Here is a 12152-nt window from a genome sequence, read left to right on the forward strand (position 1 = left end):
GGCACCACGTACTCGGTGCCGCGCAAGGCCCCCGGCCTCAAGGCCCCGGCCCGCGCCGACCCGTTCCGGGCGCGGGCGGGGCCGTCCCCCCGCAGCACCCTCGGCTCGCGGAGCACCCCTCTGACCGCTCGCAGAGCCCCCCTTCTCTCCCCGCTCATCACGCACCCCTCTTCGCACCACCATGCCCCCCGCCGTTGTGACGGCGGCGAAGGAGATGATTCACGTGTCCGCTACGCCTGTGCTGGCGTTGCGCGGAATCTCCAAGCGGTTCGGCGCCGTCCAGGCACTCACGGACGTCACGCTGGAGATCCACCCCGGTGAGGTGGTCGCCCTCGTGGGCGACAACGGCGCCGGCAAGTCCACCCTGGTCAAGACCATCTCGGGCGTCCACCCGGTCGACGACGGCACCATCGAGTGGGAGGGCGAGGCGGTCCGCATCAACAAGCCGCACGACGCCCAGGAGCTCGGCGTCGCGACCGTCTACCAGGACCTCGCGCTCTGCGACAACCTCGACGTCGTCGCCAACCTCTTCCTCGGCAACGAGAGCCGCACCGCCGGCGTCCTCGACGAGATCGCCATGGAGAAGCGCGCCAAGGAACTGCTCGACACCCTCTCCATCCGCATCCCCAGCGTCCGCATCCCGGTCGCCGCGCTCTCCGGCGGCCAGCGGCAGGTCGTCGCCATCGCCCGTGCGCTGATCGGCGACCCGAAGATCGTCATCCTCGACGAGCCCACCGCCGCGCTCGGCGTCGAGCAGACCGCGCAGGTCCTCGACCTGGTCGAGCGGCTGCGCGAGCGCGGGCTGGGCGTCATCCTCATCAGCCACAACATGGCCGATGTGCAGGCCGTCGCGGACCGGGTCGCGGTGCTGCGGCTGGGCCGCAACAACGGTGTCTTCGACGTCGAGGGCACCTCCCACGAAGAGATCATCGCCGCCATCACGGGTGCCTCGGACAACGCGGTGACCCGCCGCAAGGCGCGCACGGACCAGGTGAAGAAGGAGGCCGGAGCATGAGCGACCTCACCAAGGAGCCTTCGGGCGAGGCTACGGAGACCGCGGCCGACAGCGCTACGGAGACCGCGGCCGACAGCGCTACGGAGACCGCGGCCGACAGCGCTGCGGAGACCGCGGCCGAGGCCCCGGCGGAGACCGCGCAGGCCACCGCCGTCGATGCCCCCCAGCCCGCCGCCGTCGACCCCCGGCTGCTGGTCCGGGAAGCGGGCCTGGCCGGCTACCTCGCCGACTTCAAGCGCCGGCTGCGCGGCGGTGAGCTGGGCTCGCTGCCGGTCGTCATCGGCCTGATCGTCATCGCGATCGTCTTCCAGCTCAAGAACAGCAGCTTCCTGTCGGCGGACAGCCTCGCGAACATCGGTGTCTACACCTCCGGCCTCGGCATCATGGCCGTCGGCATCGTCTTCGTCCTGCTGCTCGGTGAGATCGATCTCTCCGTCGGCTCGGTCGCCGGTGTCGGCGCGGCCGTCTGGGCTGTGCTCAGCGTCACCCACGGCGTCAACGACTGGCTCGCGGTCCTGATCGCCATCGCGGCCGGTGTGGTCATCGGCGTCGTCCACGGTTTCTTTTTCGCCAAGATCGGCGTGCCGGCGTTCGTCGTCACCCTGGCCGGATTCCTCGGTTGGAGCGGTCTGCAGATCTGGATGATGGGCCAGGAAGGCTCGATCAACACGCCGAGCGGCAGCCTGGTCGAGAACCTCACCGGTTACTACTTCGAGGACAAGGCCGCCGCGTACGGCCTGGCGCTGGTCGCGGTCCTCGCGTACGCCGGCTCGCTGCTGCTGGACAGCAAGCGCCGCAAGGCCGCCGCGCTGCCGTCCCGGCCGCTCAGCGAGATCCTGCTGCGCACCGGCGTGGTCGCGGTGATCGCCTTCGTGGTCGCCTATGTCCTCAACGAGCCGGCCGGCGCCCGCGGGCTCCCGCTGGCCCTGGTGCTGTTCCTGGCCGTCCTGGTCATCGCCGACTTCGTGGTGCGCCGCACCACGTACGGACGGCAGATCTTCGCGGTCGGCGGCAACGCCGAGGCGGCCCGCCGGGCCGGTATCAACGTGAACAAGATCCGGATCAGCGTCTTCGCGATCTCCGGGATGCTCGCCGCCTTCGGTGGACTCTTCATCGCCAGCCTCTCCGGTGGCGCCACGAAGAACCTCGGCTCCGGCAACACCCTGATGAACGTCATCGCGGCGGCGGTCATCGGCGGCACCAGCCTCTTCGGCGGCCGCGGCAAGATCTGGTCCGCGCTGCTGGGCATGCTGGTCATCCAGTCCATCCAGCAGGGCCTGAACCTGCTGGGCATGGCCAGTGAGATCCAGTACATGATCACCGGCGCGGTGCTGCTGGCCGCCGTCGTGATCGACTCGGTGTCGCGGCGGACGCAGAAGACCGCTGGGCGCACGTAACCGCGGGTTGTTTTTCGGGTGCGGCGGCGCTGCTGGGCGCACCTGACCTCACGCCGTCGTCCCCCGACGGCTGGTTACCGGCCCCCACCGGGCGTGTCCCGGTGGGGGCCGAATCATGTTCCCGGGGGGCATTCCAGGGGCGGCCGAAAGACGGCTTCACCCGAGTGACATACATCGCAAGGCCCGGGCGTCGCGGCAGCGGGCGCGACATTAGACTCATCTGATCGGCAAGCTCGATCGATCGACGGCAGCAGCAGCAAGCAGCAAGGAGGCAGGGGTGGCGTTGCTTTCCCGTATCAGGGGACCGCGCGATCTGGACCGACTGGGCCCGGAGCAGCTGGAGCAGCTGGCGGGGGAGATCCGTACCTTCCTTGTCGACGCGGTCTCCAAGACCGGCGGCCACCTCGGCCCGAATCTCGGTGTGGTCGAGCTGACCATCGCCCTGCACCGGGTCTTCGACTCGCCCAGGGACCGGGTCCTCTTCGACACCGGCCACCAGTCGTATGTGCACAAGCTGCTCACCGGCCGTCAGGACTTCTCCAAGCTGCGGGCCAAGGGCGGTCTGTCGGGCTACCCCTCGCGGGCGGAGTCGGCGCACGACGTCATCGAGAACAGCCACGCCTCGACGGTCCTGGGCTGGGCGGACGGTCTGGCCAAGGCCAACCAGGTGCGCGGGAAGAAGGACCACGTCGTCGCGGTCATCGGCGACGGCGCGCTGACCGGCGGTATGGCCTGGGAGGCGCTGAACAACATCGCGGTCGCCAAGGACCGCCCGCTCGTCATCGTCGTCAACGACAACGAGCGCTCCTACGCGCCGACCATCGGCGGCCTGGCCGACCACCTGGCCACCCTGCGCACCACCGACGGTTACGAGCGCTTCCTGGCCCGCGGCAAGGACCTGCTGGAGCGCACCCCGGTCGTCGGCAAGCCGCTCTACGAGACCCTGCACGGCGCGAAGAAGGGCCTGAAGGACTTCATCGCACCGCAAGGCATGTTCGAGGACCTGGGCCTGAAGTACGTCGGCCCGATCGACGGTCACGACCTCGACGCCCTGGAGTCCGCGCTGCAGCGCGCCAAGCGGTTCGGCGGCCCGGTCATCGTGCACTGCCTCACCGAGAAGGGCCGCGGCTACAAGCCGGCCGAGCAGGACGAGGCGGACCGCTTCCACGGCATCGGCGTCATCCACCCCGACACCGGTCTGCCGGTGGCCTCCGGCGGTGCCAGCTGGACCTCCGTCTTCGGCGACGAGATGGTCGAGCTGGGCCGGGAGCGCGACGACATCGTGGCGATCACCGCGGCGATGCTCCAGCCGGTCGGCCTGGGCAAGTTCGCCAAGGCGTTCCCGGACCGGGTCTACGACGTCGGCATCGCCGAGCAGCACGCGGCGACCTCCGCCGCGGGCCTGGCCACCGGCGGTCTGCACCCGGTCTTCGCGGTCTACGCCACCTTCCTCAATCGCGCCTTCGACCAGGTCCTGATGGACGTCGCGCTGCACAAGTGCGGCGTCACCTTCGTCCTGGACCGGGCCGGCGTCACCGGCGACGACGGCGCCTCGCACAACGGCATGTGGGACATGTCCCTGCTCCAGGTCGTCCCGGGCCTGCGGATCGCCGCCCCGCGCGACGCCGACCAGGTGCGCGCGCAGCTGCGCGAGGCCGTCGAGGTCAAGGACGCGCCGACCGTCGTGCGCTACTCCAAGGGCAAGGTCGGCCCGGCCGTCGAGGCGGTGCGCCGGGTCGGCGGCATGGACGTGCTGCGCGAGCCCGCCGCCGAGGCCGAGCGGCCGGACGTGCTGCTGGTGTCCGTGGGCGCGCTCGCCCCGATGTGCCTGGAGATCGCCGACCTCCTCGACAAGCAGGGCATCTCCACGACCGTCGTGGACCCGCGGTGGGTCAAGCCGGTCGACGAGGCGCTGCCCGGCCTGGCCGCGCGGCACCGGGTCGTCATCACCGTCGAGGACAACTCCCGTAGCGGCGGCGTCGGTTCGGCGATCGCGCAGGCGCTGCGGGACGCCGGGGTGGACCTGCCGCTGCGGGACTTCGGCATCCCCGAGCGCTTCCTCGACCACGCCTCCCGCAAGGAGGTCATGGCGGAGATCGGGCTCACCGCCCCCGACATCGCCCGCCAGGTGACCGGCCTGGTCGCCAAGATCGACAACCGTGACGAGGACGCCGCCGGCACCGCGGCGACCGAGGACGCCGCCGGTGCCCAGGGCACGGCGGAGCCCGCCGAGGTCGCCCGCGACTGAACCCCGCGCACCGACGCCGATGGGCCGGCCGGTCATCCGTACGGATGTTCCGCCCGGCCCATCGGCATCACGGTAACCGCACCCCATCGGGTGAATCCCCGCCGCCTGGGGGCCCGCCGAAGCTGACTGTTTCACGCCATTGCGGAGACTCGGTCAGTTCAGGAGAGTTGCCAGGGTCGTCCAGGCGGAGGTTCGCCCATGAGCACACAGCACGGACCAGACATCGGACCACGACACACGGCGCGGCGGGACAACGGACTGTTCCGCACCAAGTCCGTCGAGCAGTCGATCCAGGACACCGAAGAACCGGAACACACTCTCAAGAAGTCCCTCTCGGCGCTCGACCTGACCGTATTCGGCGTCGGTGTCATCATCGGCACCGGCATCTTCGTCCTCACCGGAAAGATCGCCAAGGAGCAGGCCGGCCCCTCGGTCGCGCTGTCCTTCATCGCCGCCGGCGTGGTCTGCGCGCTGGCGGCGCTGTGCTATGCGGAGTTCGCCTCCACCGTGCCGGTCGCCGGCTCGGCCTACACCTTCTCCTACGCCTCACTGGGCGAACTGCCCGCCTGGATCATCGGCTGGGACCTGATCCTGGAACTCGCCCTGGGCTGCGCGGTGGTCGCGGTCGGCTGGTCCGGCTACATCCGCTCGCTGCTGGACACCGCCGGATGGCACCTGCCCGCCGGCCTTGCCGGCACGCACGAGGGGCACTTCGGGTTCGACCTGCTCGCCTGCGTGCTCGTCCTCGCCCTGACCGTCATCCTGGTCCTCGGGATGAAGCTGTCCTCCCGGGTGACCGGCGTGGTCGTGGCGGTCAAGGTGACCGTGGTCCTGCTGGTCATCATCGCCGGGTCCTTCCTGATCAGCGGTGCCAACTACCACCCGTTCGTCCCGCCCAGCCAGCCCAGCGGGGCCGGTGCCGGGGCGTCCGCACCTCTCATCGAGCTCCTCTTCGGGTTCACCCCGTCCCACTTCGGCACCATGGGCATCTTCGCCGGGGCGGCCGTGGTCTTCTTCGCGTTCATCGGCTTCGACGTCGTGGCCACCGCATCCGAGGAGACCCGCCATCCGCAACGGGACGTACCGCGCGGCATCCTCGGCTCCCTGGCCATCTGCACCGTCCTGTACGTCGCGGTCTCGGTCGTGGTCACCGGCATGGAGAAGTACAGCAGGCTGTCGGTCGACGCCCCGCTCGCGGACGCGTTCAAGGACCTCGGCAAGCCGTTCTTCGCCGACGTCATCAGCTTCGGCGCCGCGGTCGGCCTGACCTCGGTCTGCATGATCCTGCTGCTCGGCCAGAGCCGGGTGTTCTTCGCGATGAGCCGGGACGGCCTGCTGCCGCGGGTGTTCTCCGTCGCCCACCCGCGGTTCGGCACGCCCTACCGCTCGACCATCGCCCTGGGCGTCGTCGTCGCCATCGTCTCCGGCTTCACCTCGATCGACGTGCTCGCCGAGCTGGTCAACATCGGCACGCTCTTCGCGTTCGTGGTCGTCGCCGTCGGCGTCATCCTGCTCCGCCGCTCCCGCCCCGACCTGCCGCGCTCCTTCCGCACCCCGTGGGTGCCAGTGGTGCCGGTGGTGTCGGTCCTCGCCTCGCTGTGGCTGATGCTCAACCTGCCCGCCGAGACGTGGATCCGGTTCGCGATCTGGATGGCCATCGGCTTCGTCGTCTACTTCCTCTACAGCAGATCGCACAGCCGCCTCGGCCTCCGCAACCGGCAGAACAACGGCTAGCGCGGGCCCGTCGCACGGATCACCCGGGCCGGCCGGGACCCCGACCGGACCTGCCCGACCCGGGTGATCCGTGAGAACCCCCTGCCCGACAACCCCTACGAGCCGGCCGCCGTCGGGTTGACCGTGCTCCAGTCCTCCTTGCCGCGGCCCTCGGCCAGTGCCGTGGCGAACAGGGACAGCACGCCGTCCAGGACCGGGTGCGGGAGTCCGCCGGCCATGCGGGCCGCGTACGCCAGGTCCTTGTGGGCCCACTCCGCCGAGAAGTTGACCGGCTCCGGCGGGGTGAGATAGCTGCTCCAGGCCAGGTCGCCACCGGCCAGCAGCACCAGGTTCCCGGTCCGGGCGCCGGCCGCGCCACCGGTGAGCGGCATGTCGAAGAAGACGGACCCGCGCCCGGCGCACGCCGCGGCGAGCTCCTCCACCCAGCCCACGGACAGCGTCGCCGAGGTGATCAGCACCGCCGACGCCGGAGCACCCGCCAGGATGCCGTCGGCCCCCAGCCACACCCCGCGGGAGGAGGCGTCGTCCGCCGTGACCTCGAAGACGACCTCGGCGCGGGCGGCCGCGGCCGCCGGGCTCTCCGCCGGCACGGCCCCGGCCGCCACCAGGTCCCCGGCCCGCTCCGGGGTGCGGTTCCAGACCACCACCTCGTGCCCGTTCCTCAGCAGGTTCTCGGCCATGCCCCGGCCCATGATGCCCAGGCCCACCACTGCGACGCTCGCCACTTCGACTCTCCCGTTCCGCCGTCCCGCCGACGCGGTCCGGCACCTCCTCGGTACGGAAGAAGTCTGCGCCGCGGGGCCCCGGACGTGGGAGACCCGCCCAAGGGGGGCCCTCGCAGGGCCCCTCACCAGGATCCGGGCCGGGGCATACTCAACAGGTGGAGAACAACACGGGGTTGGGAGAGTTCCTGCGTGCCCGCCGCGCCCGGGTGGCCCCTCAGGACGCGGGTCTGCCGGGCACCACCGGCCGGCGCCGCACCGCGGGCCTGCGCCGCGAGGAGGTGGCGATGCTCGCCGGGGTGAGCATCGAGTACTACCGGCGCCTGGAGCAGGGCAAGCAGCACCGCCCGAGCGCGGCGGTCCTGGAGGCCATCGCGGGCGTGCTGCGCCTCGACGGCGACGAGCGGGCGCATCTCTTCGCGCTCGCCCGCGCGGCGTCCCCGGCGTCCGCACCCGGCCCGTCCCGGGAACCGCGGCCCGCGTCGCGCACGCCGCGCCCGGAAGTCCTGCGGATGCTCGACATCGTCGCGCCCTGCCCGGCGTACGTCCTGGGCCGGTCCAACGACCTGCTGGCCGCCAACACCGCCGGGATGCGGCTGCTGCCCGGCATCGAGGAGTGGCCGGTCCGGCAGCGCAACACCGCGCGCTACACCTTCCTGCACCCGCGGGCCCGCACGCTCTACGGCAACTGGGACGAGGTCGCCGCGGCGACCGTGGCCCATCTGCGGGCCGTCGCCGGCGTCCACCCGGACGCGCCCGACCTCACCATCCTGATCGGTGAACTCACCGTCAAGAGCGGGGAGTTCGCGACCCTCTGGCAGCGCTACGACGTGCGCTCGCGGACCAACGGCCGCAAGTGCTTCGCGGATTCGGCGGTCGGGCGGATGGATCTGAGCTACGAGGCGTACACGGTGGCCCGCACCGACGGCCAGCGCCTCGTCGTCTACCAGGCCGAGCCCGGCACCCCGGACCACGACGCGATGCTCCTGCTGAGCCTCACGGACGCGCCGGCCGCCCCGTCGGCGCCCTGACCCGGCCGCCGTCGCCGCCTCCGGCCGCGGTCGCGGGCGTCAGGCGCGTCCGCCTCCCCGGACCGACCGCGGGCCGGCCACCCGGGCGCCCAGCGCCTGGACGCGGTCGCGCAGTCCACGGTCCGCGGTGACCACCAGGCAGTCCCGCCCGGTGCCCTCGTCCGCGACCAGTTCCACGATCCGGTCGTCGCCGCTGCCGGGTGCCGGCACCACCCGTACGCCCTCCACGGACGTCACCCCGCGCGCCGCGCCCTCCACCACGAGGACCAACTCCAGGGGCGGGTCGGCGAGTCCCGGCAGCCCGTCCGCGGCATAGGCCGGCAGGGTGTCGCGCAGCCGTTCCGCCGCGCCGTGCCGGTCCCGCCACCAGCCGTCGGGGACCGAGCCCACGACGTTCGCGGCGTCGACGATGACCAAGGTGTCCATGGCGCCACCCTGCCATGCCGGGGCGCCGACGGCTCCCGCCCGGACATACGGCAGCGCGGGCCGGCTCCGCCGAGCCGGCCCGCGCCCTCGTCCTGAGCCTCGTTACGCGGGCACGCTCGCCACGCCCGGGGCCAGGAACTTCTTGCCGGTCACCCGCTCGGAGACGCCCTCACGGTCCAGGTAAGGCGTGATGCCGCCCAGGTGGAAGGGCCAGCCGGCACCGGTGATCAGGCACAGGTCGATGTCCTGGGCCTCGGCCACCACGCCCTCGTCGAGCATGAGGCCGATCTCCTGCGCGACCGCGTCGAGCACCCGGTCGCGGACCTGGGCCTCGGTCAGCACCGAGTCGCCCTGCTTGAGCAGCGCGGCGACCTCGGGGTCCAGCTCCGGCTTGCCGCTGTCGTAGACGTAGAAGCCGCGCTTGCCGGCCTCGACGACCGCCTTGAGGTTCGGCGACACCTTGAAGCGCTCGGGGAAGGCGCCGTGCAGCGTCTCGGAGACGTGCAGACCGATCGCCGGGCCGACCAGCTCCAGCAGGACCAGCGGGGACATCGGCAGGCCGAGCGGCTCGATGGCCTTCTCGGCGACCTCGACCGGGGTGCCCTCGTCGATGACGTTCTGGATCTCGCCCATGAAGCGGGTCAGGATGCGGTTCACGACGAACGCCGGGGCGTCCTTGGTCAGGACCGCGGTCTTCTTCAGCTTCTTGGCGACGCCGAAGGCCGTGGCGAGCGCCGCGTCGTCCGTCTTCTCGCCGCGCACGATCTCCAGCAGCGGCAGGATCGCGACCGGGTTGAAGAAGTGGAAGCCGACGACCCGCTCGGGGTGCTTGAGCTTCGACGCCATCTCGGAGACCGACAGCGAGGAGGTGTTGGTGGCGAGGATCGCGTGCGCCGGGGCGACCGCCTCGACCTCGGCGAAGACCTGCTGCTTGACGCCGATCTCCTCGAAGACGGCCTCGATGATGAAGTCCGCGTCCGCGAAGCCCTCGGCCTTGTCGAGGACACCGGTCACCAGGGCCTTGAGGCGGTTGGCCTTGTCCTGGTTGATCCGGCCCTTGCCCAGCAGCTTGTCGATCTCGCCGTGGACGTAACCGACGCCCTTGTCGATGCGCTCCTGGTCGATGTCGGTGAGGACCACCGGCACCTCCAGGCGGCGCAGGAACAGCAGCGCCAGCTGGGAGGCCATCAGGCCGGCGCCGACCACGCCGACCTTGGTGACCGGGCGGGCCAGGCTCTTGTCCGGGGCGCCGGCCGGCCGCTTGGCGCGCTTCTGCACCAGGTTGAACGAGTAGATGCCGGCGCGGAGTTCGCCGCCCATGATGAGGTCGGCGAGCGCCTGGTCCTCGGCGTCGAAACCGGCCTGCAGGTCACCGCTCTTGGCGGCCGCGATGATGTCCAGCGCGCGGTAGGCGGCCGGGGCCGCGCCGTGCACCTTGCCGTCGGCGATGAAGCGGCCCTTGGCGACGGCCTGGTCCCAGGCCTCGCCGCGGTCGACCTCGGGACGCTCGACGGTGACGTCACCCTTGAGCACCTGCGCGGTCCAGATCAGCGACTGCTCCAGGAAGTCCGCGCCCTCGAAGAGCGCGTCCGCGATGCCGAGGTCGAAGACCTGCTGGCCCTTGAGCTGCTTGTTCTGGTTGAGCGAGTTCTCGATGATGACCGAGACGGCCTTGTCCGCACCGATGAGGTTCGGCAGCAGGGCGCAGCCGCCCCAGCCGGGGACCAGACCGAGGAAGACCTCGGGCAGCGAGAAGGCCGGCAGGGCCTTGGAGACCGTGCGGTACGAGCAGTGCAGACCGACCTCGACGCCACCGCCCATCGCGGCACCGTTGTAGTACGCGAAGGTCGGCACGGCGAGCCCGGAGAGCCGCTTGAAGACCTCGTGGCCGCCCTTGCCGATGGCCAGCGCGTCCTCGTGCCGCTTCAGCAGCTCGACGCCCTTGAGGTCGGCGCCGACCGCGAAGATGAACGGCTTGCCGGTGATGCCGGCGCCGACGATCTCGCCGTCCGCGGCCTCCTTCTCGACCTGGTCGAGCGCGGCGTTGAGGTTCGCCAGCGAGCCCGGGCCGAAGGTGGTCGGCTTGGTGTGGTCGAAGCCGTTGTCCAGCGTGATGAGGGCGAACCGGCCCGCACCGAAGGGCAGGTCGAGGTGGCGGACGTGCGCCGACGTCACGACCTCGTCCGGGAACAGCTCGGCGGCGCCCTTCAGAAGCTCAGCGGTGGTGGTGCTCACTTGTCGCCTCCGGCGTCCTTGTGGTTCGGGTTCTCCCAGATGACCGTCGCGCCCATGCCGAAGCCGACGCACATGGTGGTCAGGCCGTAGCGGACCTCGGGCTGCTCCTCGAACTGGCGGGCCAGCTGGGTCATCAGCCGGACGCCGGAGGAGGCCAGCGGGTGACCGAAGGCGATGGCGCCGCCGTATTGGTTGACGCGCTCGTCGTCGTCCGCGATGCCGTAGTGGTCGAGGAAGGCGAGGACCTGGACGGCGAACGCCTCGTTGATCTCGAACAGGCCGATGTCGGAGATGGACAGGCCCGCCTTGGCGAGCGCCTTCTCCGTCGCCGGGATCGGGCCGTAGCCCATGACCTCGGGCTCGACGCCCGCGAAGGCGTAGGAGACCAGGCGCATCTTCACCGGGAGGTCGTGCTCCCGCGCGAAGTCCTCGGACGCGATGATCGAGGCGGTGGCACCGTCGTTGAGACCGGCGGCGTTACCGGCGGTGACCCGGCCGTGCGTACGGAACGGGGTCTTGAGGCCCGCGAGGTTCTCCAGGGTGGTGCCCGGGCGCATCGGCTCGTCGGAGGTGACCAGACCCCAACCGGTCTCGCCCACCTCGGCGTTGGTGTTGCGCACCGAGATCGGGACCAGGTCCTGCTGGATCTTCCCGTTGGCGTACGCCTTCGCCGCCTTCTCCTGCGAGCGCACCGCGTAGGCGTCGGAACGCTCCTTGGTGATCTGCGGGTAGCGGTCGTGGAGGTTCTCCGCGGTCATGCCCATGAACAGGGCGGACTCGTCGACGAGCTTCTCGCTGACGAAGCGGGGGTTGGGGTCGACCGCCTCGCCCATGGGGTGGCGGCCCATGTGCTCGACACCGCCGGCGATGACGGCGTCGTAGGCGCCGAAGGCGATGGAGCCCGCGGTGGTCGTGACGGCCGTCAGCGCACCGGCACACATGCGGTCGATGGAGTAGCCGGGCACCGACTGCGGGAGGCCCGCGAGGATGCCGGCGGTGCGGCCGAGGGTCAGGCCCTGGTCGCCGATCTGGGTGGTGGCGGCGATGGCGACCTCGTCGATCTTCGCCGGGTCGAGACCGGGGTTGCGGCGCAGCAGCTCCCGGATCGACTTCACGACCAGGTCGTCGGCGCGGGTCTCGTGGTAGATGCCCTTCGGGCCCGCCTTGCCGAACGGGGTGCGGACGCCGTCGACGAAGACGACGTCCCTAGCGGTACGAGGCACGTTGGCTCTCCTCCAGGTGCGGGATGGCACTGCTGCGGGGCGCCCCCAGGGACGCTTCCCACCGACATGCTACTTACGGGTAACCAACCTGCCCACCCCCACCGGCCGGAGCGGTGAAGGT

At 71.1% G+C, this 12152-nt stretch carries 9 protein-coding genes; 5 read left to right on the forward strand and 4 right to left on the reverse strand.

Annotation, left to right across the window (positions count from 1 at the left end):
• Window positions 1-214 precede the first annotated feature (214 nt).
• From V2J85_RS22130 to V2J85_RS22145, 4 genes are all read left to right on the forward strand, one after another.
• A complete protein-coding gene (locus tag V2J85_RS22130) occupies window positions 215-1015 on the forward strand; it encodes an ATP-binding cassette domain-containing protein (protein WP_265364899.1) in 801 nt (266 codons plus the stop codon).
• Window positions 1012-2412 carry a sugar ABC transporter permease gene (locus V2J85_RS22135; RefSeq protein ID WP_330822525.1) on the forward strand — a complete coding sequence of 467 codons (1401 nt, stop codon included), beginning with the start codon at window positions 1012-1014 and terminating at the stop codon, window positions 2410-2412. Before V2J85_RS22130 ends, V2J85_RS22135 begins: the two co-directional genes overlap by 4 nt.
• Window positions 2413-2689: 277 nt before the next feature.
• Entirely contained in the window at window positions 2690-4660 is a 1971-nt protein-coding gene (gene dxs / locus V2J85_RS22140) for a 1-deoxy-D-xylulose-5-phosphate synthase (RefSeq protein WP_261955157.1), read from the forward strand.
• 198 nt (window positions 4661-4858) lie between these two features.
• Window positions 4859-6394 carry an amino acid permease gene (locus V2J85_RS22145; RefSeq protein WP_261955156.1) on the forward strand — a complete coding sequence of 512 codons (1536 nt, stop codon included), beginning with the start codon at window positions 4859-4861 and terminating at the stop codon, window positions 6392-6394.
• Between the two features lie 95 nt (window positions 6395-6489).
• Here the strand turns inward: V2J85_RS22145 and V2J85_RS22150 are convergent, their stop codons facing one another.
• Window positions 6490-7245: an NAD(P)-dependent oxidoreductase gene (locus tag V2J85_RS22150; protein WP_330822526.1), complete on the reverse strand. Its 756-nt coding sequence runs from the start codon at window positions 7243-7245 to the stop codon at window positions 6490-6492.
• Window positions 7246-7274: 29 nt separating this feature from the next.
• On the opposite strand from V2J85_RS22150, the gene V2J85_RS22155 reads away from it, so the two are divergent.
• Window positions 7275-8147 carry a helix-turn-helix transcriptional regulator gene (locus V2J85_RS22155; protein ID WP_330822527.1) on the forward strand — a complete coding sequence of 291 codons (873 nt, stop codon included), beginning with the start codon at window positions 7275-7277 and terminating at the stop codon, window positions 8145-8147.
• A gap of 39 nt (window positions 8148-8186) precedes the next feature.
• On the opposite strand, the gene V2J85_RS22160 is transcribed toward V2J85_RS22155, so the two are convergent.
• The 3 genes from V2J85_RS22160 to V2J85_RS22170 all read right to left on the reverse strand — a co-directional run bounded on the left by V2J85_RS22160 (window position 8187) and on the right by V2J85_RS22170 (window position 12031).
• Window positions 8187-8573: an NTP pyrophosphohydrolase gene (locus tag V2J85_RS22160; protein WP_330822528.1), complete on the reverse strand. Its 387-nt coding sequence runs from the start codon at window positions 8571-8573 to the stop codon at window positions 8187-8189.
• A 102-nt stretch (window positions 8574-8675) separates the two neighbouring features.
• Complete coding sequence (locus V2J85_RS22165; RefSeq protein ID WP_330822529.1) at window positions 8676-10808, reverse strand: 3-hydroxyacyl-CoA dehydrogenase NAD-binding domain-containing protein; 2133 nt, start codon at window positions 10806-10808, stop codon at window positions 8676-8678.
• Entirely contained in the window at window positions 10805-12031 is a 1227-nt protein-coding gene (locus V2J85_RS22170) for a thiolase family protein (protein ID WP_261955151.1), read from the reverse strand. Before V2J85_RS22170 ends, V2J85_RS22165 begins: the two co-directional genes overlap by 4 nt.
• Between the last annotated feature and the right edge of the window lie 121 nt (window positions 12032-12152).

Source organism: Streptomyces bugieae (assembly GCF_036352915.1).
In the GTDB taxonomy this organism is placed as follows: Bacteria; Actinomycetota; Actinomycetes; order Streptomycetales; family Streptomycetaceae; genus Streptomyces; species Streptomyces endophytica.